The sequence below is a fragment of the Microbacterium sp. AG238 genome (assembly GCF_003610405.1).
GTDB lineage: Bacteria > Actinomycetota > Actinomycetes > Actinomycetales > Microbacteriaceae > Microbacterium.
On record NZ_RAQC01000001.1, the window covers coordinates 2,327,889 to 2,353,674 of the forward strand.

Below are 25,786 nucleotides of genomic sequence, written 5' to 3' on the forward strand. Positions count from 1 at the left end.
GGGATGAAATGCGAGGTGAAGTTCCCGGTTTTCACGCGTCAGCGACGGGTGGTTGCCGCCAGGGTCGAGCGGATGCGCATTCGCTGCGCTCTCACAGTCGCTGCCCGAGCGCTGTGCCCTTTACCCGAAGGATGACCGTGAAACACCTGCGCCCAGATTCACCGCCGCCGCCGCGACGACGTCGCGCCCGTACCGTTGCGAGAGGCGTGCTCGCGGCAGCCCTCTCGTCGGCCCTCGCTCTCGGCGGCGCGGTCGGCGCGCAGGCCGTCGAGTCCGACGTGCCGCCGTCGACGAACCCCGCGCTGAGCGAGCACTGCCAGATGAACATCGCCATCAGCGTCGACTTGTCCAATTCGGTGACCGACACGCAGCTCGCGCAGACCCGCTCCGAGCTGGCCGGACTGGCGCAAGCGCTCGAGGGCTATCCGCTCCAGCTCGCCGTACACAACTTCGCTTCCAACGCTCCCGCCACCAGCGGCCCCTCGAACAGCCCGCTGCCCCTGACGTCGCTCGCCGACGAGGCCGGAGTCGACGCCGTCGGCGCCTACGTCAACGGCATCCAGCGTCCGGCGAGCGCTCAGGGCGGCACGAACTGGGATCGCGGCGTCGCCGCCGTCGCCGCGTCGCCAGAGGCCTACGACGCGTTGATCTTCCTCACCGACGGCAACCCGACCCAGTACGGCAGCCCGGCACGGGGACCCGGAAACAGCACCGACCGCGCCGTCATGGACGCTTCGGTCCGCAGCGCGAACGAGCTCAAGGCGACCGGCACCCGCATCGTCCCGATCGGCGTGAGCGACAACCTCTCGGGCCAGGCGCTGGCCGATTTCCGTGAGCACATCCGGCAGGTCTCCGGGCCGACGGAGGGCTCCGACTACTACATCGCCGGGTTCTCCGCCCTGCAGCGCACGCTGATCGACATCGTCAACGCCAACTGCGTCTCGATCTCTCTCGAGAAGACCGGCGTGCTGGCGACCGGCGACCGCGGCGTCGCGGGAGACACCGTCGACTACGCCTTCACCATCACGAACGACGGCGGCGTGACGCTCACCGATGTGACGCTCGCCGACCCCAAGCCCGGCCTCTCGTCGATCCGTTTCGGCGCATGGCCCGGTGCCCCCGGTGTGCTCGACCCCGGCCAGTCGGTGACGGCGACCGCGACGTACACGGTGACGGATGCCGATGTCGCGGCGGGCAGCATCGAGAACGTCGCGACCGTGACCGGGACCCCGCCGGCCGGTGACCCCGTGTCGGATGACGCGCCCGCACTGGTCGCACTCCCCGACCCGGTTCCCGCGATCTCGCTCGAGAAGAGCGGCGCCCTCGACGGCGATGAGATCGCGTACACGTTCACCGCGACCAACATCGGCGACGTGACTCTGACGAAGGTGTCGATCGCCGATGCCCTGCCGGGTCTGTCCGAGATCTCGTACGGTGCGTGGCCCGGTGCTTCGGGCGTGCTGGCCCCCGGCCAGTCGGTCACCGCGACGGCGACCTACGCCCTGACGCAGGCCGATCGCGACGCGGGTGTCGTCGAGAACACCGCCACCGTGGTCGGCACCCCGCCGACCGGTGACCCCGTGACCGACGAGGACGACGTCGACGTTCCCGTGCCGCAGGCACCCGGCATCCTGCTCGAGAAGACCGGCGCGCTCGAGGGAGACGTCGCGACGTACACCTTCGTCGTCCGCAACGCCGGAGACGTCACGCTTCGCGACGTGTCCGTCACCGATGCCCTCCCGGGGCTGTCGGCGGTCGTCTACGGGGCGTGGCCGGAGGCCGAGGGCGTGCTGGCCCCGGGCCAGTCGGTCACCGCGACGGCGACGTACACGCTGACGCAGGCCGACCGCGACGCGGGTGTCGTCGAGAACACCGCGACCGCGACAGGCACCCCGCCCGTCGGCGACCCGGTCACCCACGACGACGAGGTCGAGCTGCCGGTCGCGCAGACTCCCGGCATCGCGCTGGTCAAGACCGGCGTCCTCGAGGGCGGCGAGCTGACCTACACCTTCACGGCGACCAACATCGGTGACGTGACCTTGACGGACGTCGCGATCGCCGACGAGCTGCCGGGTCTCTCCGACCTCTCCTACGGTGCCTGGCCCGCTGAGGCGGGCGTGCTCGCCCCGGGTGAGTCGGTGACGGCCACCGCGACCTACACGCCGACGCAGGCCGACCGCGACGCGGGAGTCGTCGAGAATACGGCATCCGTCACCGGCACCCCGCCGACCGGAGACCCGGTGAGCGACGAGGACGAGTTCGACCAGCCGCTGCCGCAGGGGCCCGCGATCGCGCTGACGAAGAGCGGTGAGCTCGACGGCGACCGCATCCGCTACACCTTCACGGTGACGAACACCGGCGACGTCACGCTCCGTGACGTGGCTGTGCGAGACGGGCTGAGCGGACTGTCGGAGATCGTGTACGGCGCCTGGCCGGGGGTGCAGCACGTGCTCGCGCCCGGTGAGTCGGTGACCGCGACCGCCGTGTACACGGTGACCGCAAGCGATCGCGCCGCCGGTGGCGTGACCAACACCGCGACCGTCACGGCGACGCCGCCGACCGGAGACCCGGTGACGGATGACGACACCGTCCGCACCGCGGTGGGTGCGCTCGCCGCGACCGGAGCGGGCAGCGAGCAGCTGATGCGGCTCGCGCTGTTCGGTGGACTGACGATCGCGCTCGGCGCGGCGGCCGTGGTGCTGCGCCGCCGGACGCGCGCCTGACCACGACTGAGGCCCCCGCGACGTACCCGACGTCGTGGGGGCCTCGGTGTTTGTCAAGCATTCAGCGGATCCCGAGCGGGTGCCGCTAGTTTTGTGCGATGACGCATCGAGCCTCTCAGGCCTCCGACTCCGATAGTCCCGGCGCCCGGGTGACCCCGGGTGCGCCCCGTCTTGCGAGCGAGTTCCGCCGGTGAACGGCGATCTGCTCCTCAACATCGTCCTCGTCGTCGTCTTCGTGCTCATCGGTGGCGTCTTCGCCGCCACGGAGATGGCGCTCGTCACCCTTCGTGACAGCCAGGTCAACGCCCTCGCGCTCCGCGGCAAGCGCGGCGAGAAGGTCGCGGAACTCGCGCGGAACCCCAACACGTTCCTGTCGGCCGTTCAGATCGGCGTCACGGTCGCGGGCTTCGCCTCGGCGGCGTACGGCGCCTCGTCGATCGCCCCCTCGCTCGCACCCGTGCTGGTCTCGTGGGGGCTGTCCGATGCCGCCGCGATGACCGTCGCGACGATCGTCCTGACGCTGATCATCGCCTACCTCTCGCTCGTGCTCGGCGAGCTGGTGCCCAAGCGCCTCGCCATTCAGCGCAACGCCGCCTTCGCGTACGGCGTCGCGCCGGTGCTCAACGGTTTCGCGAAGCTCATGAGGCCGGTGATCTGGCTGCTGTCGATCTCGACGAACCTGCTCGTGCGGATGCTGGGCGGAGACCCGAACAAGACCGGCGAAGAGCTGAGCGACGAAGAGCTCCGCGACATCGTGTCGAGTCACGAGGGGCTTCCCGAGGACGAGCGGCGCATCCTCGACGACGTTCTGTCGCTGCGCGACCGTCAGCTGAGCGAGGTGATGCGTCCGCGTCCCGAGGTGGTGTCGTTGCCCGGCGGGGAGACCGTCGGGGCGGCCGCCGCGCTCGTGCGCGACCTGCCCTACTCGCGCTACCCGATCATCGATCAGACGATCGACGACGTCGCCGGGTTCGTGCACGTGCGCGACGTGCTGGATGCCGCGGGCACGGACGACGCGCAGCCGCTCCAATCGATCGTGCGGCCGATCCGGTACTTCCCCTCGACTGCGCGGCTCCTGCCGACCCTCACGTCGATGCGGGCGGAAGGCAGCCAGATCGCTGTCGTCGTCGACGAGTACGGCGGCACCGACGGAATCGTCACCCTCGAGGATCTCGTCGAGGAGGTCGTGGGCGAGATCGTCGACGAGTACGACACCGAGGCGATGCCGCATCCACTCGCGGGCGACGGCGGACCGGTCGACGGGCGGCTGAACCTGCAGGACTTCGAGGAGGCCACCGGCATCTCGATCCCGCGCGGGACGTCCGACACCGTGGCCGGTTTCGTGATCGAGCAGCTCGGACGTCTCGCCCGGGTCGGCGACCGCATCGAGGTCGACGGGGCGACGATCGAGGTCACGCGGCTGGACCGCCGTCGTATCGCGGAACTCCACGTGGCGCGCGCGTCGAAGGACGGGCCGACGGCGGTGCCCGCCGAAGGGTAAACTGTCGGTCGGTGCGTCGGGAAGTCTGGTCGACATGTCCGTCGGCGACTGCCGGCGGAGGATCGAAAGGCTCCTCGCATGTACGACGCTCTTCCCCGCCGGGCCCGGTTGCGCCGCTGGCTGTCGCGTGAGACGACGGGCGGGGCGCTGCTCCTCGCGGCTGCGGCCCTCGCGCTGATCTGGGCGAACTCGCCCCTGGCCGGCTCCTACACGGCATTGTCCGAGTTCACGATCGGGCCCGCTGCCCTGCACCTGGACCTCTCGCTGTCGACGTGGGCCGCGGACGGACTGCTCGCGCTGTTCTTCTTCGTCGTGGGCGTCGAGCTCAAGCACGAGTTCGTCGCAGGCAGCCTCCGCCGGCCGCGCGAGGCCGCCGTTCCGGTGCTCGCAGCGGTCGGCGGGATGCTGCTGCCCGCGGTCCTCTTCACCGTCGTGATCGTCGCGACGGGCGACACCGAGGCCCTGCGCGGCTGGGCGATCCCGACCGCGACCGACATCGCCTTCGCGCTGGCCGTCCTGGCGATCTTCGGTCGTGGCCTCCCGCCGGGGCTGCGCACGTTCCTGCTCACGCTCGCCGTCGTCGACGACCTGCTCGCGATCCTGATCATCGCGATCTTCTACACCGCGACGATCCACATCGTGGCGCTCGTGGTGGCGCTCGCGGCAGCGGCCGTGTTCGCGGTCGTCGTCCGGCAGCGGTGGGCGCGGTGGTGGGTGCTGTTGCCCCTCGGACTCGTGGTGTGGGGCTTCCTCCATGCGTCCGGCGTGCACGCCACGATCGCCGGCGTCCTGCTCGGGTTCGCCGTTCCCGCGCGGCCGGTGCACGGCGAGAGCGTGGCGCGCACCGATACGTACGACGACCTCGTGCGTCCCGTCTCATCGGGTATCGCGCTGCCGGTGTTCGCGTTCTTCGCCGCCGGGGTCAGTGTCGTCGGAACGAGCGACCCGCTCGGGGTCATCGCGCAGCCGGTCGTGCTGGCCATCGTGGTCGGCCTCGTCGTCGGAAAAGCGATCGGCGTGCTCGGCACCACCGCGATCGTCACCCGCACGACGCCTCTGCGGCTGCCGGAGGGGGTGCAGGTGCGCGACCTGCTGCCGATCGGGCTGCTCTGCGGGATCGGGTTCACCGTGTCGCTGCTGATCACGGGCCTGTCCTTCGCCGACGGCGTCCACACCGACGGCGCGCGCCTGGGAGTGCTCCTGGGGACGCTGATCTCGGCTGCCGGCGCGGCACTGCTCCTCAGCCGGAGCGCGCGACGTGCGCGTGCTGCCGCGGCGGTGGGCGCTCCGCCAGCCCGCACCATCGACGGCGAGGGGCCCGCGCTCGGGTTCGACCGCGACGAGTGAGGCGCTCCCGGCACGGTGCGCGTTCCGGATCGTGGCGCGGCACGGATGGGCGGGAGAGTCAATCCCCGCGCGCGCCACGTGCGCGCAGCCTCGCTGCGTCTTAAGATGCCGAAGTGCCCGATGTTCCGACACCGACCCATTACTGGTATCCGTCGGACTCGGAAGACCCCGGGACCCCGCGCGAGCGCGGCATCGCCGTGCTCCAGGCGTTCCGGCTCTATCGGGCCGCCGAGGCCGCGATGCGCCGCCGCACGCGCGACTCGATGTCGATGGGTGAGAACGAGCTGCTCGTGCTCCGCTACCTCATCAAGGCGCACGGCGAGGGCCGCCTCGTCGGGCCGACCGAGCTCTCCCGGTACCTCGGCATCTCGACGGCGTCGACGACGGCGCTGATCGACCGTCTGCAGAAGTCCGGTCACGTCACGCGTCAGGCGCATCCCAGCGACCGGCGCAGCGTGCACGTGGTCGCCACCGAGAAGTCCGACGTCGAGGTGCGCGACACCCTCGGTCGCATGCATGAGCGCATGATCGCGGCTGTCGACGGGATGACGGCCGAGGAAGCACGCATCGTCATCGAGTGTCTCGGCCGCCTTCAGCAGGCCGTCGACGAGGTCGACGCGCATGCCCCGGATCCGACGCGCAGCGACCCCGTCTGACAAGTAGCTAGTCTCCGGAGAAAGCCCGCGAATTGACATTCGTCAAGCGGTGCGACGGGTGACACGATGGGAACATGTGTTCCCACCCGGTGACCCCGACCGAGGAGCGCTTCGCCATCGAAGGTCAGGTGGTGACGTCGTTCTCGGGGGTCGTGGCGCGCCTGTCCGCCGCGCATCCCTCCCTCGCCGTCGTCGACGTCGAGCGCGTCGTCCTGCGCGAGTGGGAGGCGTTCAGCGCCGGAAGACCGGTCGTCGTCCCGATCGGCGTCGAAGAGGGGGCGGCTGAGATGCTGGCCGTCGAGGCCTCGGCTCAGATCGACGGTTAGCCGGTCGCCCTCGTACGGTCCGTCGTTTATCGGACCGTCTGTTGCGCGTTAGGCTCATCGCGTGGGCCGATTCATCTACGACACGCTGGGGAACTCCGTCGAGATCGACGACCGGACTCTGGCGCACCTGCGCATCGTCATCATGAACAAGCTGCGCCGTTCGGAGCCGTTCATGTTCGACATCGATCTGCCCCGCGGAGGTGAGCGTCGCAGCTACTGGATCCACCCGTCCGTGCCGCTGCAGTTCCATTTCTCGGGCAGCCGCCAGCCGCGGATCAACCGGCACTGGGTCGAAGAGCTGATGCAGGTCGCGAGCGGTCCGGCCGGTCTCACGATCGTCCCCGAGCCGGCCGAGGACGGCGCGCCCGAACTCGGCTGAACGGGCACGCGCCCGCTCGGACCCGCGTCGGTCAGGCGGTGGCGTCGTTGCCTGACTTCGCTACCGCGTCGGGGTCGTCGATGTGCTCGGTGACCACCATGATGCCGCCGGACGAGTTCGCGGAGTTCGCCATCTCCTCGACCCATTCGCGGCTGAGAGTGGTCGGCTCGGGGTCGTCGAAGGCGAACCTCAGCGGGATCGAGGGGTGCAGCCAGATCGTGCTGCGTCCCGTCGGTTCGCCGTCGGGGTGACGCCATGAGAGCGTGAAGCTCTCTCCGCGCCGCAGCTTGGTGGCGATGACGACCTTGAGGTGCGCCAGCGTGCGGTCGTCGATGTGGATCGGCGATGCGCCGTCTCCGTAATAGATGGTGCCCACGAGCACCACATTAAACCGCTGCGGGACGAAGCCCAATCTCATTGTCAAGGCCTCGACGCTCCGTGGATCGCGGAGAAAAGTGGAGGTCGATGACGATCGATTCACGCCCCGACGACGAGTTCGAGCCCAAGACCGCCGGCTCGCTCGACGACGATGTGTTCGCGGATCTCCCGGCCTTCGATGTCGTCGACGGCGAACTGATGCCGCGCGCTCCGAAGCGCGGTCGGTGACAATGGCGGGATGACGGCGAAGGACGCACCCAACGGCGACGGCGGGGACGCCGGTTTCGACGCGATCGCCGCCGAGCTGCTGGCGGTGCCGCCCGCGGACTTCGTCTCGGCCCGCAATGCGCGTGCCGCGGACGCGGATGCGGATGCGGATGCGGACCTGGCCGCGAGCATCCGGGGCCTGCGTAAGCCGACGGTTGCGGCGTGGGCGGTCAATCTGCTCAGCCGCGACGCGTCGTTCCGCGAGGCGCTCGAGCTGTCTTCGGCGTTGCGGGAAGCGCAGGACGACCTCGACGCCGCGGAGCTCGCCCGGCTCGGCCGACAGCGGCGTGCGCTGGTCGCCGCGCTCGCGCGTCGGTCGGCGGACCTGGCGGCGGATGCGGGCGTTCCCCTATCGGCGGCGGCCCGCGACGAGGTGCAGCGCACGGTCAATGGGGCCATCGTCGATGCCGTGGCCGGAGCGGTGGTGGCAGCGGGGCGGCTCGTCCGCACCCTCGAGCCCGGCTCGCTCGAACCCGAGAACCTGCAGGATCGCGTTGCCGGCTCGATTCCCGGCGCCCCCGACTCGGCCGGCGCGCCCGGCGGGTCACGAGACGATCTCGCCGAACGTCGGTCGCGGCGTGAAGCCGAGAAGCGACGGCGCGAGGCGCAGCGCGAGGCGAGTGAGGCCGGCCGTGCGCTGGCGCGCGTGGAGGAGCGCCGGGCGAGCGTGCGGGAACGCGCCGACAGGCTGCACGAGCGAGCGGAGGAGCTCCGACGCGACCTCGCACGGGTGTCGGAGGATGCCGAGCGGGCCGACGCCGCCGTCGACGAACTCGACGACGCGGTGGCATCGGCGCGGCAGACGCTGGCGGCGGCGGAGCGCAAGGTGCGGTCGGTCGGCGGCGAGGGTCAATAGCATCGAGGGATGGCGGATGGGATGGCGGATGCTGCGACCGAACTCATCGCCGATGCGCGCCGTCGGCTGACCGGCGTCGCCCGCGAGCGGCTCGGTGTCCGCAGCGAAGGACGCCGTCTTCTCGGTTTCGGCCGCGCCACCCGCATCCTGCCGGTCGGGGATGCGTGGCATCTCGGCGTTCTTCTCATCGCCGACGAGGAGGTCTTCGCGACAGGTGAGCTGCTGCGAGCCCGCGCCGAGGCGATCCGCGGCTACACCGCCGAGGCACAGCGTGCCCGGTCGGAGCGTGCTGCGGCGGCGTTCCGCGGCGGCTTCGCCGAGGGTGAGCCCGTGCACCTGGACTGGTCGCCGATCGATCTCGACGTCGTCGACGCGGGCGGTGCCTCGGGGCCGCTCGCGCGCGCCGATGACGGTGTGGTGACGGTCGCGTTCGCGGCGGGGGCTCGGATGCCGCTTGCCGCCTACCTCGACGATCGGATCGCGCTGCTGCCCTGACGCGACCGGCCCGGACAGCAGCGCGGTGACGACGTCAGTCGTCCGATGTGCCGCCCGTCGCCCGCAGCCGCCGGGCCTCGGCGCGCTCCTCGGCCTCCTGCTTCGCGGTCTTCTCGATGCGGGCGGTGTCGCGGGGCGGCAGCTGGATGGTCTCCTCCGCGGGCATCCCGGCCTGCAGTTCGCGTCCGCGCTCGAGCTCGGCGTCGAACTCCGCGCCGAACAAGAGGGCGAGGTTCGTGATCCACAGCCACAACAGGAAGACGATCACGCCGGCGAACGACCCGTAGGTGCGCTCGTAGTTCGAGAAGTTCGCGACGTAGATGCCGAAGCCCGCGGTCGCAAGGGCGAGGACGACGATCGCGATGACGGCTCCCGCGCTGATCCAGCGGAAACGCGGCTGCTTCGCGTTGGGGCCGAAGTAGTAGAGCACGGCGACGAGAAGGATGACGATGAGCGCGAGCACGGGCCACTTGGCGATCTGCCAGATGAGCACGGCGGTGCTGCCGAGGCCGATCGCGTCGCCGATGGCTTCCGCCACGGGGCCGGAGACGACGAGAAGGACCAGCGCGACGACGACGAGCGCGACCGCGAGCAGCGTGACGCCGAGTTGCTGGGGCTTCAGCTTGACGAAGGGGCGCCCCTCGTCGATCTCCCAGATCCGGTTCATGGCGCGGCTGAACGCGCCGACGTAGCCGGAGGCCGACCACAGCGCGAGGACGATGCCGGAGACGAGGGCGAAGCCCGCCCCGGGGGAGGTGGCGATCTCCTCGATCGGTCCGCGCAAGGTGTCGGCGGCGCCGCCGGGGGCGACCTGGCCGACGATGTCGAGCACGGCGTCGGCTGCCTGCTGCCCCTGCCCGATGACGCCGAGGAGCGAGAACACCGCGAGAAGGCCGGGGAACGCCGACAGCACGGCGTAGTAGGTGAGCCCGGCGGCGAGGTCGGGGCACTGATCGCGGCTGAACTCGCGGACGGTTCGTTTCAGCACGTGCTCCCACGAGGGCTTTTCGACGTCGGTGATGGAGTCGGGCTTCGCGGGGTGCTCGGGGTCGAGTCCGGCGGTTCTCTGGTTGCTCATGTCTCTCCTGGGATCGTGCGCGCCGCGGGTGTCAGCGGCGGGGTCGGTCGGCGACGCGGGAAACGTGACCGTGCACCGGGCCGGCGGCGGATGCCGTCCCGGTGCACGGTTCGTGCAGTGCTCGTGCTGCGACGGATGTCAGGTGCCGCTGACGTTGCCCCGGGCCTCCTGGGCGCGGTCGGTGACGGTGTCGACTCCGTCCTGCGCATCGCTCTTGACGTGGGAGACCGCCTCGGTCGCGGTGTCCTTGACGGCCGCGGCGGCATCCTGCACCGGCTCCTTCAGGTCGGAGCCGACCTGCTGGGCGACGCTCTTCGCCTCGTCGACGAGGGGCTGCGCCTGTTCCTTCACGTCGGCCGCGATCCCCTTCTCCTTGGTGGATGCCGGGATGAGCGAGGCGACGAGCAGGCCGCCGGCGAACGCCATCAGGCCGACGGCGAGGGGGTTGCCCTCCGCCTTCGCGCCCACTCTGTGCGCCGCGTCGGATACGCCACCGGCGACCGAGGAACCCGCGTCGTGGACCGATGAGCCGGCGTCGTCTGCCGCGCCCATCACGCGGTCGCGGAGGGACCCGAAAGCGCCCTTGATCTTGTCGGTCTGACGGTGGGCGATCTTCGAGGGCGTCACCTTGTCGACGAGGGCGTCGGTGTCTTGGCTCAGCTCGCGACGCTTGCGCTCGATGTCGGCGCGGATCGCTTCCGGTGAATCGGTCATCGGTTCTCCTCATTTCTCTTCAGTGCGTCGGGGATTTTGCCCAGGGTCTCGGCGGTCTGCGGGGCGCCCTGGACCTTCGCGAGCTGCTTGCGTCCGAGGGCGTACAGCACGGCCGCGATGACGCCCCAGATGACGGCGACGATGACGGCGGACCAGCCGAGCCCGACGAGGTGCCCGAGGGCCCACCAGAGCGCGATCGACAGGAAGAAGATCGCCATGAGCGCTGCGTAGCCCGCGCCGCCCAGCATCCCGGCTCCCTTGCCCGCCCGCGTTCCCGACTCCTTCAGCTCGGCCTTGGCCAGGTTGATCTCCTGGCGCATCAGCTCCGACAGGTCGCGTGTCACCTCGCCCAGCAGATCGCCGAGCGACGTGGTCGCCGCCTGCTGCTCGGAAGGCGTGGGGTTATCGGTCATCTCGGGTCTCCCCGATGCCCTCGGTGTACGGCTCGTCGGCTGTTCGGCCGAGCGAGCTGTCGTAGAGCGGGGTGGGCTCTGCGGCATCCGCCCTTGCGTCGATCGGCTCGTCGAGCGGCGCGCCGACGGGAGCGTGCGACGGCGCCGACGGCGCGGCGGGGATGCCGGTGGGCGCCGAGCCCGGCGTGCCGATGGGGTCGTGGAGTGGAGCGTTCACCGGCGCCGGGGACGGAGCCGAGGGGGCCGACGGCACACCGTCGGCAGTCGTGCCGGAGCTGGGAGCGGAGGCAGGGGCAGAGTCATGCTCCTCCCTCGCGCTCTCGGTGAGCGCGCGGGTGAGGCGACCGGCGACGACCCCGGCGATCAACGCGCCCGCGATGAAGACCCCCGGCTTGCGCCGGGCGAAGCTCTTGACCTCGCTGACCAGCGAACCCGGGTCGCGTTGCGAGAGCCAGTCGGATGCGCCGCTCACGCGGCTCGACACCTGACGCACCAGGTCGGTGGCGATGCCGGGGTTCTCGGAGTTCTGCGCCAGGGAGTCCAGCTCGTCACCGATCGAGCGCAACCCGTCGGCGACGCGCTGCTGCTGCGACGCGGCCTGCTCGGTGAGCTGCTGCTTCGTCTGCGCATAGACCTGCTTCGCTTGCGACTTCGCCTCGGACGCGACACCCGCCACCTCGTGCTTCGCCGTCTCGACGACGTGGCCGGCCTCGGCTTTCGCGGTGCCGGCGACCTCGCCGGCCTCGTGCTTCGCCGTCTCCGCCGTTCCCGACCCTGATCCTGCCTGTGAGCCGGACGCCGGCTCACCGTAGTTCTGCGACATCGGTTCTCCTCTCGGTACCGCTTTGCGTTCGTGGGGTGCCGATGTAACGCCTGAGTCCCGCGTCTTGCCCCGGGGCTTGACGTCGGCGACGTGCTGTGGATGACTGGGTCCGCTGCGCCGGCTCGGCGCTGTCTCGGCACTGTCTCGGCGCGAACTCAGCCTGAACTCAGCGCGAACGGATGCGAGTTCGGACACCGGCCGGGCCCCGACGCCCTCGGCAGTGCGCTCCGGCGCCCGGCAGTGCGCTCTGGCATCCGGCAGCGTGCTCTGGCATCCGGCAGCGCGCCCTGGCACCCGACAGTGGGCTCCGGCACGCGGGAGTGCGCTCCGGCACGCGGGAGCGCTCTCTAGCAGGCGGGAGCGCTCTCTGGCAGGCGGGAGCGCGCTCCGAGGCTCGGGCGGCATCGAGGGCTGCGCCGCACGCCGTCGCGTCCCACGCTCATTCCGCCCCGCGACCCTGGATCAGAACGGTGGCGGACCCGGGTCGGGTGGGTCTGTGGTCGTGAAGGTGACGAGTGGTGGGGGTGCGTCTTCGCGGTAGACCCGTCCGGTGGGTGAGGTCCAGACGAGTCTCCCGCCGGTGAGTTGTCGTACGTGCCATCGGGTGTGGTGTTTGACGTCGTGGTGTCGTTTGCAGAGGTTCGCGAGGTTGCGCACGTGCGTCGGCCCGCCGTGGGAGGCGGCGATGGTGTGGTCGAGTTCGCAGCGGATGGCGGGTTGTCGGCATCCGGGGAACCGGCAGTGCCGGTCCCGGGCCCGCAGGAGGCGGATCATCGCGTTCGTGGGCCGGTAGGTGTCGCATTCGAGCACGGTTCCGGTGACGGGGTGGGTGAGTAGTCGGTCCCAGGAGGGGGTGTTGCCGGCGAGTTCGCGTGCGGTGGCCGCGTCGATGGGGGAGCGTCCCGCGAGATCGGCTGGCCCTTCGTCGTGGCCCATCAGGGTGAGGGCGGAGACGGCGACCTGGACGTGTGCGCGGATCGCGCCGAGGGTCCCGTCGCCGTCTCCTGCGTTGGTGGGGTCGAGGGAGGGTGTCCCGGCGAGGAGGAGGTCGCTGAAGACGTCTGCGCGGACCTGGTCGATGGTGCGGGCGTCGTCGACGAACGACGACCCGACGCGGATGGCTGTGTCAGCATCGGTTTCGGTGCCGTTTGCGTCGGCTCGGGCGGCGGGGATGTCGGGAGCAGCGCCGTTTGCGTCGGCTCGCGCGGCGGGGGTAGCTGGGGAGGGGGTGTTGCAAGCGGCGTCATTTGCGCCGGCTCGATTGGCCGGGATGCTGGGAGCGTCGTGATCCGACCGAGCGGTGATGATCTCTCGCGCCTGCCGAGTGAGCCGATCCACGATCCCGTCCGCGATGACGGTCGGCAGGGTCGCGATCAGGTCCGACATCCCGTCCGGCCCCGGCTGGACTCGCACGCACCGCCCCGCGACGGCTTCCTCGTGCCGTTCGGTGAAGCTCCGCGGGTGCAGGCGCTCCGCCAGCATCCGCAGTGCATCCCGCACCCGATTCGGTGTCTCGCCCTCGCACTTCTCGATCGCGACGCGTTCGAACTCCGCGCGATCTGCCGCCGGGACGATGCAACCCACCTCCTGGATCACCCGGACATGCCCGCGGACGATGCGGCCCGCCTCCCACGCGGCCATCGTCAGCGGGTAGTTGTCCACCAAGTCGCGGGCCTCGTCGATCCGGCGTTGCAGGGTGCGGTCGGTCGCAACGAACACCCCGGCCAGCTCGGCGGCGATTCCTCGCAACGCCATCTCCCGCGCCTTCACTCGCTCCGACGCGCCGAAAGCCTGCCGCTCGGCCAGCACACCGGCGGCGGCGAGCACCCGAACCTCACGAATCTGCGCCAGCCGCGCATCATCCGCCGCGCCCTCGGCATCCGCGACGAGCATCGCGAGCGCATCGACATCGCCGTCGCTGCCCATCCCGCTGCTCGCCCGCCGACCGAGCCCGCCATTCGAATACATGTTCTAATGTTGCCACAGGCCTCCGACATTGCGCCCCCGACCATCCACCGCGCCCGATCCAAAGACCCGGACGGCGTGTGAGAGTCGGGTCGCCGGTCTGACGGGTGCGACAGGGTGGGGAGTTCTCCCCATCGACCTGGCGTGATCGGTGCCGATAGGTTTTGGGTGTCGGCTCCGGAGGGGGGTCGGGACATCTACTTTCAGGAGGGCCGTCATGGCTGATTTCGGTGCGTCTTATGGCGAGATGGAGCAGGTTGCGAGTTCGCTGGCGCAGGCTCGTGATGACATTCAGGGTCAGCTGGACACCCTGAAGTCGCAGGTGGACACGCTGCTGGGTGACGACTTCAAGACGCAGCACGCGTCGGGCAAGTTCGGTGAGGGTTACTCGGAGCTGACGACGGGTCTGAAGAACGCGGTCGATGGCATCAACGACATGTCCGAGTCGCTGCTGGGCATGATGCGCGCGATCCAGGACCTCGACCAGCAGCTCGCCGGCAGCTGACCCGACGATGTCCGTTCGGCTGTCGTACGACGAGATCGGAGCGCTCTACACCAACCTGCTGGCGACTCAGACGGAGTTCGACAACGCTTCGGCGCGGGCGAGCGATCTCGCCGACGATATCGGTCGTCCGTACGATCGTGGAGAGCTCCGCGACGAAGCGAACACGTTCGAGAGCCAGTGGGACGATCGCCGCGGCAAGCTCAACGAAGGGCTGGAGTCGGTGATCAACCGTGCGAAGACGGTCCTCGAAGGGTTCGGGGACTTCGACCTCGAGTCGGCCGCTCAGTTGGCCGCGCAGATGCAGGAAACCGGGTAGGGCAGACAGATGGCTACGCATGAGTCACCACGCGGTCGACCGGTCGAGGTCGTCGTCGGCAACGCCGGGTTGATCAGCTCCCGCGGCACTCAGGTCGTGAACCTGGGCAACGCGATGGCGGACGCGGCGGCGCTGCTCGATCGCCTCGTGGCCGACGGTGCCGACATGGAGGGCTCGGCGATCGACAAGCTGCGCGAGGCCGGCGAAGAGGTCTATCGCGAGTTGGGACGTGCTGCCGACCTGTATGTGGCGGTGGGCCCCTACATCCGCGAATACGGTACAGCGCTGGGCGATGTCCAGGGGCGGATGCAGTCGAGCGTGCCCGCGGCGGACCAGGCGTGGGCCACCCTGCAATTGCGGCGCGAGCAAGCCGTCGAGGCGGAGAACGCGCGGGTGAATCAGACGAACTCCACGCCTTCCCTCGACCCGGGCGAGTCGGACGCCGCGCAGCAGCGGGCCGACGAAGACGCCGCCGACGCGCTTGCGGCCCGCAACGCCGCATACGACCTCTGGGAGGCGGCGGGCGAGGCGTTCGATTCCGACTACGACGCGTGGGAATCGGCCTTCGAGACCGCCGTGTCGGGAATCCGCAGTGCCACGCAAGATGGCGTGCAGGACTCGTTCTGGGACAACCTCGACGGTCTCGTGTCGTTTGTCCTCGACGTTCTCGCGATCGCAGGCATGGTCCTCGCGGTGCTGGCGCTCGTCGTGGGCGGACCGATCGTCGCCATGCTCGCCCTCGCTGTCGGGGTGCTCTCGCTCGTGCTGACCATCTACCAGGCGACCCGTGGCGACGCCGGTCCGGTCGAGGTCGGCCTCGCGATCCTCGGTGTCTTCCCGTTCGGTGCCCTGGGCGAGTTCGCATCCGGTGGCATCGGGTCGGGCATGCGCGCGTGGACGGGGCTGTCACGTGGCGGCCTGTCGGTCGCCGACGACGCCGCGCGGTGGAGTCTGAGTCTGAGCAGCGGTCTCCCCGACTTCGTGTCGAACATGCGCGGACTGGGGGGCAGCGGTGCGGGCTTCCTGTCGCTCGGCGGCAACAGCTTCGAGTTCATGTCGGACCTCGTGACCGGTTTCGACAACGATATGTGGCGGGTCGTCGGCGAGCTCGGCACGATGCCGCAGCAGGCCGCCTACGCGACGGATGCGGCGGGGACCTTCGTCGGCAGCGTCGCCAACATCTTCAGCTACGGCGAGAACATCATCGACGTCGGCGCCGGCTCGTTCCTGAACCTCGCGGATCTTCGGTGGTGAGTCCAGCCGGAACGATGCCGCTCGGCTGTGGCAGGGTGATCTCATGATGTCGTTGCGCGACGAGATGCTCGGCCGCGTGGCGTCTATCCCCGCGTTCCGCATGATGGGGCCGCCGGGGTGGGAGTTGCATGAAATGGCGCCGGAGGTCGAGCAGCAGCTCGTCGCCCGCGCGCGCGAGCGACTCATGGCCGCCCACCAGCCCGTTCTGTTCGCTCGGTTGGGCCCCCTCGTCACCGAGGCGTTCTCCTCGGCCCGCGCGCAGGGGGCGCGGTTCATGATCATGCCGGGATCCGACACTCCCACCGGTCTGCTGGCACCTGTCACGATCCTCGGCTCGTTGCAGCGCTCTTCACCATCGGCTCCGCTCGATGCGCGCGTGGCCGAGGCGATCGAGCACCACGGCGCGCGACCTCTCGGCGGGAGCCGCCATTTTCTTCGGTGGGAGCACCGCAAGCGGGCACGGATCGATGGCGATGAGGCCGATACGCGGACGCTCGTCTACATCACGCCGATCCCGGGCACCGGAAGATCGAGTGCGCTTCAACTGACGGCCACGATCGTGCAGCCGGTCGAACGCGACTCGGAGACCGATGCACGCATCGCAGACTGGGTCGACATGATCGACGCATCGGTCGCCACGTTCGCGTGGGTTCGCTCATGATCGCCATCCGCCACGTCGACGATCCGGAATTCGTCGTCGCGTTGCCCAGCGACGAGATGGATGACGCCGCACGCTGGGACTGGGCTCGCGGGGCCGTTGCCGACACCGCGAGCAGACACGGCGCCGACGCCGTGCGATCAGATCTCGCCGTCGAGTTCGCGGCGCGCGCACAGGCGAAGATCTCGGGCGAGGGGGCGGCCGGCGTGCTGCTGTACGTACCGTCGTGGCGGGTCTGGACCGCGGTGCGCGTTGCCGTCAGCGACCTCGAGCCGACACCGCAGGAGGTCGAGGCCTTCGTCCGTCCCGCCGCGCTTCTGCCTCCCCAGGTTCGCGTGACCCCCGAGCTTCCCATCGGGCGGGGAGCATCGTCGACCGTTCTGGTGAGCGCGGACCCCGCACTCGGGGCGGTGCGCTGGCTCTTCGTGCCGCCCGGTCGCGGGATTCGTGTCGACATCACCCCGGTCACGGCTCCCGCGGTGACGGCGACGGCCGCGTTGACCGAGGTGTTCCTCTCGACTGTGCGCATCGAGGGTGTCGACGGCGCACGGTCTGCGGCGTTCGAGCCGGAAAGACTCGCTTCGCCCCCCGATCTCGAGGGGCGAAGCTGGCCGGAGTGGGCATCGTGACGACGGGTCCGGCGGCGCGGTACGCGGCCACGCGGCGCACGTGGGAGCCGATCGACTGGTGGCGTCTCGAGGCGCGTGCGTGGCAGGAAGCGCCCGCGGTGCGACGGGTCATCGCTCTGTTCGCGCCGACGACGGTCTTTCGCGAGCTCGCCGCCCAGTCCGGGCGGAACCCGGTGGTGACGGTGCTTCTGCTGGTCTGGAACCTCGTCGGGCTCGGCGCACCCGTCGTCGGCGCCGCGATGTTGCTCGGCTGGGTGTTCGGACGAGCGGATGCAGCGGCTGTCGGCGCCGCGGGGATCGCCTTCGCGGCCGGCGCAGTCGTCGCCGGCGCCGGCCTCGTGACAAGCGGTCGTGATGCCGGTCGTGTCGACGCCGGGTCCGCGCACGCGATCGGATGGGTTCATGTGCTGGCTGCCGGTGCCGCGTCGGTCGTGTCGATACTTGCCGTGCTCCAGAGCCAGGCGACAGGTGCCTGGGGGTTGGGGTTCATCATGCTCGATCTCGTCGTGGGTGCGCTGTACTTCGCGGTCTTCCGGCGGAAGCCGACCGACGGATCGGAGCGCTGGAAGCGAACGGTGGATCAGCTGGCAGCCGCGGTGTCGGCGCTCGACGACGACACCCGCGCCCGCATCCTGGCCGACATCGGCGACGCCATCGATGAGCTCGAGACCGCCGGCCGCATCCCGGAGTCCGTGGCCGCCGAGGCCCGGCAGACACCGCCCGGTATGCTCGGCGCGCGCTTCGCCCCGCGCGAAGCCTGATCGCCAGCGCGGCATCCTGCGCGAGACCCGAACGGTGTCTGCGAGTCGGTGCTCCGATGTCCGGTCGGTTCAACCGGGTGGGGAGTTCTCCCCATCGACCTGGCGTGATCACTCCCGGTAGGTTTTGGGTGTCGGCTCCGGAGGGGGGTCGGGACATCTACTTTCAGGAGGGCCGTCATGGCTGATTTCGGTGCGTCTTATGGCGAGATGGAGCAGGTTGCGAGTTCGCTGGCGCAGGCTCGTGATGACATTCAGGGTCAGCTGGACACCCTGAAGTCGCAGGTGGACACGCTGCTGGGTGACGACTTCAAGACGCAGCACGCGTCGGGCAAGTTCGGTGAGGGCTACTCGGAGCTGACGACGGGTCTGAAGAACGCGGTCGATGGCATCAACGACATGTCCGAGTCGCTGCTGGGCATGATGCGCGCGATCCAGGACCTCGACCAGCAGCTGGCCGGCAGCTGACCCCGGTTCGACCTTCAGCGGTGCGGGTGCGGACGTGCCCGGATCCGCACCGCTGAGTGATCGGCGATAGGGGAGGATCCGAGCACAGCCGACACATTGCGAGCATCGTGGCCAATGGCGAGGTGCTGCGGTGATCTGGCGGAAAAGACTGTTCGGAGCGACGATGGTTGCCGCGGCGGCCATCGTCCTGACGGGATGTGGAGCAACGGTGGCGCAACCGACGGGCGACGAGCTGTACCAGGAGGCGGAGAGCCTCTACTTCGATTTCCGCGAGACGACCAACGGCGTGCTGGCCGTCATCAATGACGGGCCGTGGGAGGTGCGGACGTACGGGATGACGCCATCCGGTGTCGGGTGCGGCGACGGCTGGAAGTTCGACCTGACGCGCACGACCACGATCGACCCGGCAGGGGTTGCCGGCAAGCGCGAGGCCGTCGCGCAGCACCTGGTGTCCGAAGGCTTCGAGGTCGACGGCATGGATCTCGAGTCGGGCGAGGTCGCGTCCACGGACGTGATCGTCCGCGAGCAGGGCGTCTACTCTCTGCTGACGGTCACGCTGGTCGACAACGGGAACGTCGTGGTCACCGCCACGTCGCCATGCAAGCCCGGCGACAAGTTCGAGCTCAGCCGGATGCTGTTCGGCACGGGCCCCCTGTCTGAGGGGTATCTCCCCGACCGGGAATCTCCCTCCGACCCCTTGTTCTTCGGCACCGACCGCGGCGAGCGCTGACCCCCAGCGGGACGTTCCACTCGCCAGGGTCTGCGGATCCGAAGCCCCGTGCACCCGCATCTTGTGGGCGAGTCGACCGGATGAGCGCACTTGTCAAGGGCACCGGGTCGTGTGATTCCGGCTGAGTAGTGTGAGCCTCACGAACAGGGGAGAACACATGCAGGCATGGCCGGGTTCCGCGTATCCGCTCGGAGCGACGTACGACGGTAACGGAACGAACTTCGCTCTCTTCAGCGAAGGAGCCGACAAGGTGGAGCTGTGCCTCTTCGATGAGGACGGCACCGAGACGTGCGTCGAGCTGCGTGACGTCGACGCCTTCGTCTGGCACGCCTATCTGCCCAACGTGCAGCCGGGTCAGCGCTACGGATATCGCGTGCATGGTCCGAACGACCCGGCCGACGGCAAGCGGTTCAACCCGAGCAAGCTGCTGCTCGACCCGTACGCCAAGGCCGTCGAGGGTCAGATCGATTGGGGGCAGCCGGTCTTCGGCTACAACTTCGGCGAGCCCGACTCGTTCAACGACGAGGACTCGGCCGCGCACATGATGAAGGGTGTCGTCGTCAACCCCTTCTTCGACTGGGCGGGCGACCGTCAGCCGAAGATCCCGTACGCCGAGAGCGTGATCTACGAGGCGCACGTCAAGGGCCTGACCCAGCTGCATCCCGACATCCCCGAGGACATCCGCGGAACGTACGCCGGGCTCGCGCACCCTGCCGTCATCGAGCACCTCAAGAAGATCGGAATCACGGCGATCGAGCTGATGCCGGTGCACCAGTTCGTCAACGACTCCACGCTGCAGGAGAAGGGGCTGTCGAACTACTGGGGCTACAACACCATCGCGTTCTTCGCGCCCCAGAACACCTACTCGGCCACGGGTGACCATGGTCAGCAGGTGCAGGAGTTCAAGGCGATGGTCAAGGCGCTGCATGCGGCCGGTATCGAGGTCATCCTCGACGTCGTCTACAACCACACCGCCGAGGGCAACCACATGGGGCCGACCCTGTCGATGCGCGGCATCGACAACGAGGCCTACTACCGCCTGGAAGACGACGACAAGCGTTACTACACCGACTACACCGGCACCGGCAACAGCCTGAACGTCGGCAACCCGCACGCGCTGCAGCTGATCATGGACTCGCTGCGCTACTGGGTGACCGAGATGCATGTCGACGGCTTCCGCTTCGACCTCGCCGCGACCCTCGCGCGAGAGTTCTATGACGTCGACCGGCTGTCGGCCTTCTTCGAGCTCGTGCAGCAGGATCCGATCGTGTCGCAGGTCAAGCTCATCGCCGAGCCGTGGGACATCGGTCCCGGCGGCTACCAGGTCGGCAACTTCCCGCCGCAGTGGACGGAGTGGAACGGCAAGTACCGCGACACGGTCCGCGACTTCTGGCGGGGCGAGGCCTCGACGCTCGGCGAGTTCGCCTCGCGTCTCACCGGCTCGGCCGACCTCTACGAGCACGACGGCCGCTGGCCCGTGGCCTCCATCAACTTCGTCACGGCACACGACGGCTTCACCCTGCGCGACCTCGTGTCGTACAACGAGAAGCACAACGACGCCAACGGCGAGGACGGCAACGACGGCGAGTCGCACAACCGCTCCTACAACATGGGCGTCGAAGGACCCACCGACGACCCGCACGTCCTGACGATGCGTGCCCGCCAGCAGCGCAACTTCCTCGCGACGCTGCTCCTCAGCCAGGGCGTGCCGATGATCTGCCACGGTGATGAGCTCGGTCGCACGCAGCAGGGCAACAACAACGGTTACGCGCAGGACAACGAGCTGACGTGGATCCATTGGGATCAGGTCGACCAGCCGCTCATCGAGTTCACCGCAGCCCTCGCGCGTCTGCGCCGGCTGCACCCGACGTTCCGGCGCAGCCGGTTCTTCGACGGGCGTCCGGTGCGGCGCGAAGAGGGCGCTCCGGTGCCCGACATCATGTGGCTGCGACCCGACGGCACCGCGATGCAGCCCGAGGACTGGGACTCCGGGTTCGGGCGCGCGGTCGGCGTCTTCCTCAACGGCGACGGCATCCGCGAGCGCGATCGTCGTGGCGAGGACATCTCCGACGACCACTTCTTCGTGCTGTTCAACGCCGGCGACGACGAAGTGGAGTTCACCGTCCCCTCCGACCAGTACGCCGACCGGTGGGAAGTGCTGATCGACACGAGCGGCGAACTCGTGGGGACCGACCCGCTCGCGGGCGGCAACGCGCTGCAGGTGCGTGCCAAGTCGCTCGTCGTGCTCGGCGAGTACGTCGAGCCCGAGGCCGAGGCCGATCACTCGGTCGCCGCGTCACTCGCGGCCTACACGACGCCGATCGACATCATCCCCGCCGAGGCGCCGACCCCGGAGCTGCCCGGCCGATGACTGCCCCGATCTCGACATACCGGCTGCAGATCCGACCGGCGTTCGACCTCGGAGCCGCGGCGGGCATCACCGACTACCTTCGCGACCTCGGCGTCGACTGGGCCTACCTCTCGCCGTTGCTCGCAGCGGCAGAGGGGTCGGACCACGGGTACGACGTCGTCGACCCGACGACGGTCGATCCGCGCCGCGGCGGCCCCGAGGGGCTGGCGCGCTTCTCGGCGGCTGCTCGGGATGCCGGACTCGGCGTGCTCGTCGACATCGTGCCGAACCATCAGGGTGTCGCGGTGCCCGCCGAGAACCCGTGGTGGTGGGACGTCCTCCGGCACGGCCGGGGGTCGGCGCACGCCGACGCGTTCGACATCGACTGGGAGCACGGCGGGGGCAAGGTCGGTCTGCCGATCCTCGGCTCCACGCTCCGCGAGGCCGTCGCCGCGGGCGAGATCGAGGTCGCGCCGGTCACGGCCGATGAGGCGCACGGCGCCCAGGGCGTCGCCCGCTACTACGACCACGTGCTGCCGCTGGCAGACGGCACCGCCCCCGCGGCGGCGACGACCGACCCCGCGACGGTGGATGCCGTCCTGGCGGCCCAGCACTGGCGCGCCGCGTTCTGGCGCGATGACGCGAGCGAGCTGAACTACCGGCGCTTCTTCGCCGTGAACACGCTCGCGGGTGTGCGGGTCGAATTGCCTGAGGTCTTCGAGGCGAGCCACGCCGAGATCCTCCGCTGGCTGCGCGAGGGTCTGGCCGACGGCCTGCGCATCGACCACCCCGACGGTCTCGCCGACCCGGGCGGATATCTCGAGCAGCTCGCCGAGGCCACCGGCGGCGCGTACGTCGTCGTCGAGAAGATCCTCGAGCACGCTGCGACCGATCATCCTGAGCAGCTTCCGGCGTGGTGGGCGACAGCCGGCACGACCGGCTACGACGCGATGGCCGAGATCGACCGCGTGCTCATCGACCCCGCCGGGGAGAGCCGGCTCGACGATCTCGACGCGTCACTGCGCTCGGCGGATGCTCCGGCGTCGTACGACGAGATCGTTCGCGAGGCCAAGCGTGCGGTCGCCGACACGTTGCAGGCCGCCGAGGTGGGCCGGCTCGTCCGCTGCCTGCCCGACGACCTGCGGAACGAGCTCGGAGCGGATGTCGCCCGCGACGCGTTCGCCGAGCTCCTGACGAGCTTCTCGGTGTATCGCGTGTACCCGCCGGTCGGCGACGAGCTCGTCGCGGAGGCGGTGGCCGCGGCATCCGCATCCCGTCCCGATCTCGCCGACGCCATCGCGGTCCTCGCCCCGCTGGTGACCGCCGGCGACACCGAGCTGAGCCGCCGGTTCGGGCAGACCACCGGCCCGGTCATGGCCAAGGGCGTCGAAGACAGCGCGTTCTACCGCTACCCCCGTCTCGGCACGCTCACCGAGGTGGGTGGCGATCCGGGCGTCTTCGCGCTCGACGTCGCCGGCTTCCACCGCGCACAGGCGCAGCGGCAGGCGATGTGGCCGCAGGCCCTGACGGCGCTGAGCACACACGACACCAAGCGCAGCGAGGACGTCCGGGCCCGGCTGTCGGTCATCGCCGAGGTGCCCGACCGCTGGCGCGACGCGCTCGGACGTCTGCGGGCGATCGCGTCCACCGGCGACGGGCGCCTGGACGACCTGCTCTGGCAGGCGATCGTGGGCGCCTGGCCCGCATCGCCCGACCGGCTGCGCGACTACGCCGAGAAGGCGTCGCGCGAGGGCGGCATCGTCACGACCTGGACCGACCCCGACGAGGATGCCGAGGCGCGCATCGCCTCGCTCGTCGACGCCGCGACCTCGGGCGAGGCCCGCGCGGTCGTCGAAGAAGTCGTCGGCGAGCTGACCATGCCCGGCCGATCGAACTCGCTCGCCGCCAAGCTGCTGCAGCTGACCGCGCCGGGGGTGCCGGACGTCTATCAGGGCACCGAGCTGTGGGACCTGTCTCTGGTCGACCCCGACAACCGTCGCGACGTCGACTTCACCGAGCGCCGCGCGCTGCTGGCGAAGCTCGACGGTGGATGGCATCCCGAGATCGACGACTCGGGAGCGGTGAAGCTGCTCGTCGTCTCGCGCGCGCTGCGTCTGCGCCGCGATCGCCCCGAGCTGTTCACGCGCTACGCGCCGCTGCCCGTCGTCGGCCCCGCCGCCGATCACGCCGTCGCGTTCGACCGCGGCGGCGCCGTCAGCGTCGCCACACGCCTGCCCGTGGGCCTCGCCGCGCGCGGAGGGTGGGGCGACACGGTCGTGATGGTTCCGCCCGGGCGTCACGTCGACCAGCTGACCGGCCGTGCATGGGACGGCGGCGCCGTGCGGCTGGCCGATCTTCTCGACACCTATCCCGTCGCGCTCCTCGCCGCGGAGCATCCGACCGCCCAGCATCCGACCGCCGACCGTCATTCCGCCGAAGGGGAGAACGCATGATCGAGGTGTGGGCCCCGCGCCCCGACCGGGTGAGGCTCCGACGACCGGATGCCGCGGACGTCGAGCTCTCGCGCTCGGCCGACGGCTGGTGGTCGGCCGACGTCGAGCTCGCGCCGGGCGACCGCTACGGCTTCGTGCTCGGCGACGGTGACGACGCGCGCCCCGACCCGCGCTCGCGGCGGCAGCCCGACGGCGTTCACGGCCTCTCCGCGGTCGACGATCCGTCGTCGTTCGCGTGGACGGACCACGGCTGGACCGGTCGGCCGCTCGCCGGCGGCATCATCTACGAGCTGCACATCGGCACCTTCACCAGCTCCGGCACGCTCGACGCCGCCATCGGCCGGCTCGACCATCTCGTCGAGCTCGGTGTGACCCACGTCGAGCTGCTGCCGGTCAACGCGTTCAACGGCACCCACAACTGGGGCTACGACGGGGTGCTCTGGTACGCGGTGCAGGAGAGCTACGGCGGGCCGGAGGCCTACCGCCGGTTCGTCGACGCCGCGCACGCGGCCGGGCTCGCCGTCATCCAGGATGTCGTCTACAACCACCTCGGTCCCTCCGGCAACTACCTGCCCGAGTACGGCCCGTACCTGCGCGACGGCCGTCGCAACACGTGGGGCGACAGCGTCAACCTCGATGAGGATGCCGTTCGCGAGTACATCATCGGCAACGCCGAGATGTGGCTGCGCGACTTCCACGTCGACGGACTGCGGCTCGACGCCGTGCACGCCCTGCACGACGACGACAGCCCGCTGCACATCCTCGGCGAGATCTCCGACCGGGTCGACGCGCTCAGCACTCACCTCGGGCGCCCCCTGACGCTCATCGCAGAGAGCGACATGAACGATCCCGTCATGATCCTGCCGCGCGAGGCGGGCGGCCACGGGATGACGGCGCAGTGGTCGGATGACTGGCACCACTCCGTGCACGTCGCGCTCACGGGCGAGACGGTCGGCTACTACGCCGACTTCGACGCGCTCGACGCCCTGCCGAAGACCTGGAACGCGGGCTTCTTCCACGACGGCACCTACTCTTCGTTCCGGGGCCGCGATCACGGTCGTCCGCTGCCGCCGGAATCGCCGTCGTGGCGGCTCGTGACGTTCGCGCAGGATCACGACCAGATCGGCAACCGCGCCGCGGGCGACCGGCTGTCGGCGACGCTGGATGCCGATCGGCTCGCGGTCGCCGCCGTCCTCACGCTCACGGCGCCAGGCACTCCGATGCTGTTCATGGGCGAGGAGTGGGGAGCGTCCACGCCGTGGCAGTTCTTCACATCGCACCCCGAGCCCGAACTCGCCGAAGCGACCGCGGCCGGCCGCAAGCAGGAATTCGCCGAGATGGGCTGGGACGAAGACCTCGTGCCCGATCCCAACGACCCGGCCACCTTCCTGCGGTCGAAACTCGACTGGACCGAGGCGCACGAGGGCGATCACGCGCGCCTGCTGTCTCTGTACCGCGAGCTGGGCCGGCTGCGTCGTTCGGTCCCCGACCTGACCGATCCCCGCTTCACCGCGCGCGGTGCCGGGGCGTCGGAGGGTGAGGGCGGCCGGCTCTACGACCTGCAGCGCGGCCGCGCACGCGTGCTGGCGAACCTCTCGCGCGAGCCGTGGCGGGTCGAGCTGCGCGGCGATACGGTCTGGCTCGAGACGCGGCCGGGCCGGGTCGTCGACGAGATGCTCGTCGTGGAGCCGAACTCCGCCGCCATCGTGGGGCCGGATCTGTCAAGCGGATGACCGAGGGCGGC

Annotated in this window: 26 protein-coding genes; 20 read left to right on the forward strand and 6 right to left on the reverse strand. The window is 70.0% G+C overall.

Annotated features, from left to right (window positions below; all coding sequences use genetic code 11):
* The first annotated feature begins 206 nt into the window (after positions 1-206).
* The 6 genes from DEU36_RS10940 to DEU36_RS10965 all read left to right on the forward strand — a co-directional run bounded on the left by DEU36_RS10940 (position 207) and on the right by DEU36_RS10965 (position 6,932).
* Positions 207-2,723: a DUF11 domain-containing protein gene (locus tag DEU36_RS10940; RefSeq protein ID WP_183045351.1), complete on the forward strand. Its 2,517-nt coding sequence runs from the start codon at positions 207-209 to the stop codon at positions 2,721-2,723.
* Between the two features lie 190 nt (positions 2,724-2,913).
* On the forward strand, positions 2,914-4,224 hold the full coding sequence (locus tag DEU36_RS10945; protein ID WP_120264167.1) for a hemolysin family protein: 1,311 nt from the start codon (positions 2,914-2,916) through the stop codon (positions 4,222-4,224).
* A gap of 78 nt (positions 4,225-4,302) precedes the next feature.
* The gene (gene nhaA, locus DEU36_RS10950; RefSeq protein ID WP_120264168.1) at positions 4,303-5,571 is read left to right on the forward strand and encodes a Na+/H+ antiporter NhaA; all 1,269 of its coding nucleotides are present in this window, start codon (positions 4,303-4,305) and stop codon (positions 5,569-5,571) included.
* Between the two features lie 113 nt (positions 5,572-5,684).
* Positions 5,685-6,227 (forward strand): MarR family winged helix-turn-helix transcriptional regulator, encoded by a 543-nt coding sequence (locus DEU36_RS10955; RefSeq protein ID WP_259455317.1) that lies wholly within the window; start codon positions 5,685-5,687, stop codon positions 6,225-6,227.
* A gap of 74 nt (positions 6,228-6,301) precedes the next feature.
* Positions 6,302-6,553, forward strand: coding sequence for a hypothetical protein (locus tag DEU36_RS10960; RefSeq protein ID WP_147374392.1), 252 nt, complete (start codon positions 6,302-6,304; stop codon positions 6,551-6,553).
* Between the two features lie 61 nt (positions 6,554-6,614).
* Positions 6,615-6,932, forward strand: a complete 318-nt coding sequence (locus DEU36_RS10965) for an ATP-dependent DNA ligase (protein WP_120264170.1) — start codon at positions 6,615-6,617, stop codon at positions 6,930-6,932.
* A gap of 31 nt (positions 6,933-6,963) precedes the next feature.
* Here DEU36_RS10965 and DEU36_RS10970 read toward each other — a convergent pair whose 3' ends face one another.
* On the reverse strand, positions 6,964-7,308 hold the full coding sequence (locus DEU36_RS10970) for a hypothetical protein (protein WP_120264507.1): 345 nt from the start codon (positions 7,306-7,308) through the stop codon (positions 6,964-6,966).
* Between the two features lie 89 nt (positions 7,309-7,397).
* Here DEU36_RS10970 and DEU36_RS16135 point away from each other — a divergent pair, with 89 nt between their 5' ends.
* From DEU36_RS16135 to DEU36_RS10980, 3 genes are read left to right on the forward strand one after another with little or no spacing between them, the layout of a single operon-like run.
* The gene (locus DEU36_RS16135; protein ID WP_183045352.1) at positions 7,398-7,538 is read left to right on the forward strand and encodes a hypothetical protein; all 141 of its coding nucleotides are present in this window, start codon (positions 7,398-7,400) and stop codon (positions 7,536-7,538) included.
* 10 nt (positions 7,539-7,548) lie between these two features.
* Positions 7,549-8,433, forward strand: a complete 885-nt coding sequence (locus DEU36_RS10975) for a transposase (RefSeq protein ID WP_120264171.1) — start codon at positions 7,549-7,551, stop codon at positions 8,431-8,433.
* A gap of 9 nt (positions 8,434-8,442) precedes the next feature.
* Positions 8,443-8,928, forward strand: coding sequence for a glutaminase (locus DEU36_RS10980; RefSeq protein ID WP_259455318.1), 486 nt, complete (start codon positions 8,443-8,445; stop codon positions 8,926-8,928).
* 34 nt (positions 8,929-8,962) lie between these two features.
* Here the strand turns inward: DEU36_RS10980 and DEU36_RS10985 are convergent, their stop codons facing one another.
* The 5 genes from DEU36_RS10985 to DEU36_RS11005 form a co-directional block, all read right to left on the reverse strand.
* Complete coding sequence (locus DEU36_RS10985; RefSeq protein WP_120264173.1) at positions 8,963-10,006, reverse strand: YihY/virulence factor BrkB family protein; 1,044 nt, start codon at positions 10,004-10,006, stop codon at positions 8,963-8,965.
* Between the two features lie 138 nt (positions 10,007-10,144).
* A complete protein-coding gene (locus DEU36_RS10990; protein WP_120264174.1) occupies positions 10,145-10,720 on the reverse strand; it encodes a DUF3618 domain-containing protein in 576 nt (191 codons plus the stop codon).
* Positions 10,717-11,133 (reverse strand): phage holin family protein, encoded by a 417-nt coding sequence (locus DEU36_RS10995; protein WP_120264175.1) that lies wholly within the window; start codon positions 11,131-11,133, stop codon positions 10,717-10,719. Before DEU36_RS10995 ends, DEU36_RS10990 begins: the two co-directional genes overlap by 4 nt.
* Positions 11,123-11,956: a hypothetical protein gene (locus DEU36_RS11000; RefSeq protein WP_120264176.1), complete on the reverse strand. Its 834-nt coding sequence runs from the start codon at positions 11,954-11,956 to the stop codon at positions 11,123-11,125. The genes DEU36_RS10995 and DEU36_RS11000 overlap by 11 nt, the downstream gene beginning before the upstream one ends.
* 462 nt (positions 11,957-12,418) lie before the next feature.
* Complete coding sequence (locus tag DEU36_RS11005) at positions 12,419-13,924, reverse strand: HNH endonuclease signature motif containing protein (RefSeq protein ID WP_120264177.1); 1,506 nt, start codon at positions 13,922-13,924, stop codon at positions 12,419-12,421.
* A 214-nt stretch (positions 13,925-14,138) separates the two neighbouring features.
* Here DEU36_RS11005 and DEU36_RS11010 point away from each other — a divergent pair, with 214 nt between their 5' ends.
* The 11 genes from DEU36_RS11010 to treZ all read left to right on the forward strand — a co-directional run bounded on the left by DEU36_RS11010 (position 14,139) and on the right by treZ (position 25,775).
* Positions 14,139-14,426 (forward strand): WXG100 family type VII secretion target, encoded by a 288-nt coding sequence (locus DEU36_RS11010; RefSeq protein ID WP_112617469.1) that lies wholly within the window; start codon positions 14,139-14,141, stop codon positions 14,424-14,426.
* A 7-nt stretch (positions 14,427-14,433) separates the two neighbouring features.
* On the forward strand, positions 14,434-14,742 hold the full coding sequence (locus DEU36_RS11015; protein ID WP_120264178.1) for a flagellar protein FlgN: 309 nt from the start codon (positions 14,434-14,436) through the stop codon (positions 14,740-14,742).
* A gap of 9 nt (positions 14,743-14,751) precedes the next feature.
* Positions 14,752-15,996: a hypothetical protein gene (locus tag DEU36_RS11020; RefSeq protein ID WP_120264179.1), complete on the forward strand. Its 1,245-nt coding sequence runs from the start codon at positions 14,752-14,754 to the stop codon at positions 15,994-15,996.
* 43 nt (positions 15,997-16,039) lie between these two features.
* Positions 16,040-16,657, forward strand: a complete 618-nt coding sequence (locus DEU36_RS11025; RefSeq protein ID WP_120264180.1) for a hypothetical protein — start codon at positions 16,040-16,042, stop codon at positions 16,655-16,657.
* Positions 16,654-17,283 carry a hypothetical protein gene (locus tag DEU36_RS11030; protein WP_147374393.1) on the forward strand — a complete coding sequence of 210 codons (630 nt, stop codon included), beginning with the start codon at positions 16,654-16,656 and terminating at the stop codon, positions 17,281-17,283. Before DEU36_RS11025 ends, DEU36_RS11030 begins: the two co-directional genes overlap by 4 nt.
* Complete coding sequence (locus DEU36_RS11035) at positions 17,280-18,044, forward strand: hypothetical protein (RefSeq protein WP_147374394.1); 765 nt, start codon at positions 17,280-17,282, stop codon at positions 18,042-18,044. The genes DEU36_RS11030 and DEU36_RS11035 overlap by 4 nt, the downstream gene beginning before the upstream one ends.
* Positions 18,045-18,221: 177 nt before the next feature.
* Entirely contained in the window at positions 18,222-18,509 is a 288-nt protein-coding gene (locus tag DEU36_RS11040; RefSeq protein WP_112617469.1) for a WXG100 family type VII secretion target, read from the forward strand.
* Between the two features lie 163 nt (positions 18,510-18,672).
* A complete protein-coding gene (locus tag DEU36_RS11045; RefSeq protein ID WP_147374395.1) occupies positions 18,673-19,239 on the forward strand; it encodes a hypothetical protein in 567 nt (188 codons plus the stop codon).
* 157 nt (positions 19,240-19,396) lie between these two features.
* Positions 19,397-21,610, forward strand: coding sequence for a glycogen debranching protein GlgX (gene glgX, locus DEU36_RS11050; protein WP_120264184.1), 2,214 nt, complete (start codon positions 19,397-19,399; stop codon positions 21,608-21,610).
* Entirely contained in the window at positions 21,607-24,042 is a 2,436-nt protein-coding gene (gene treY, locus DEU36_RS11055) for a malto-oligosyltrehalose synthase (protein WP_120264185.1), read from the forward strand. The genes glgX and treY overlap by 4 nt, the downstream gene beginning before the upstream one ends.
* Entirely contained in the window at positions 24,039-25,775 is a 1,737-nt protein-coding gene (gene treZ, locus DEU36_RS11060; RefSeq protein WP_120264186.1) for a malto-oligosyltrehalose trehalohydrolase, read from the forward strand. Before treY ends, treZ begins: the two co-directional genes overlap by 4 nt.
* Positions 25,776-25,786 lie beyond the last annotated feature (11 nt).

Coding starts and splice junctions, on each gene's coding strand:
- DEU36_RS10960 (WP_147374392.1), top strand. CDS start 6,302: ATGTGTTCCCACCCGGTGACCCCGACCGAGGAGCGCTTCGCCATCGAA.
- nhaA (WP_120264168.1), top strand. CDS start 4,303: ATGTACGACGCTCTTCCCCGCCGGGCCCGGTTGCGCCGCTGGCTGTCG.
- DEU36_RS11015 (WP_120264178.1), top strand. CDS start 14,434: ATGTCCGTTCGGCTGTCGTACGACGAGATCGGAGCGCTCTACACCAAC.
- treY (WP_120264185.1), top strand. CDS start 21,607: ATGACTGCCCCGATCTCGACATACCGGCTGCAGATCCGACCGGCGTTC.
- DEU36_RS11010 (WP_112617469.1), top strand. CDS start 14,139: ATGGCTGATTTCGGTGCGTCTTATGGCGAGATGGAGCAGGTTGCGAGT.
- DEU36_RS16135 (WP_183045352.1), top strand. CDS start 7,398: ATGACGATCGATTCACGCCCCGACGACGAGTTCGAGCCCAAGACCGCC.
- treZ (WP_120264186.1), top strand. CDS start 24,039: ATGATCGAGGTGTGGGCCCCGCGCCCCGACCGGGTGAGGCTCCGACGA.
- DEU36_RS10980 (WP_259455318.1), top strand. CDS start 8,443: ATGGCGGATGGGATGGCGGATGCTGCGACCGAACTCATCGCCGATGCG.
- DEU36_RS11005 (WP_120264177.1), bottom strand. CDS start 13,924: ATGTATTCGAATGGCGGGCTCGGTCGGCGGGCGAGCAGCGGGATGGGC.
- DEU36_RS11020 (WP_120264179.1), top strand. CDS start 14,752: ATGGCTACGCATGAGTCACCACGCGGTCGACCGGTCGAGGTCGTCGTC.
- DEU36_RS10990 (WP_120264174.1), bottom strand. CDS start 10,720: ATGACCGATTCACCGGAAGCGATCCGCGCCGACATCGAGCGCAAGCGT.
- DEU36_RS11025 (WP_120264180.1), top strand. CDS start 16,040: ATGATGTCGTTGCGCGACGAGATGCTCGGCCGCGTGGCGTCTATCCCC.
- DEU36_RS11045 (WP_147374395.1), top strand. CDS start 18,673: ATGGTTGCCGCGGCGGCCATCGTCCTGACGGGATGTGGAGCAACGGTG.
- DEU36_RS10985 (WP_120264173.1), bottom strand. CDS start 10,006: ATGAGCAACCAGAGAACCGCCGGACTCGACCCCGAGCACCCCGCGAAG.
- DEU36_RS11040 (WP_112617469.1), top strand. CDS start 18,222: ATGGCTGATTTCGGTGCGTCTTATGGCGAGATGGAGCAGGTTGCGAGT.
- DEU36_RS10975 (WP_120264171.1), top strand. CDS start 7,549: ATGACGGCGAAGGACGCACCCAACGGCGACGGCGGGGACGCCGGTTTC.
- glgX (WP_120264184.1), top strand. CDS start 19,397: ATGCAGGCATGGCCGGGTTCCGCGTATCCGCTCGGAGCGACGTACGAC.
- DEU36_RS11030 (WP_147374393.1), top strand. CDS start 16,654: ATGATCGCCATCCGCCACGTCGACGATCCGGAATTCGTCGTCGCGTTG.
- DEU36_RS10995 (WP_120264175.1), bottom strand. CDS start 11,133: ATGACCGATAACCCCACGCCTTCCGAGCAGCAGGCGGCGACCACGTCG.
- DEU36_RS11000 (WP_120264176.1), bottom strand. CDS start 11,956: ATGTCGCAGAACTACGGTGAGCCGGCGTCCGGCTCACAGGCAGGATCA.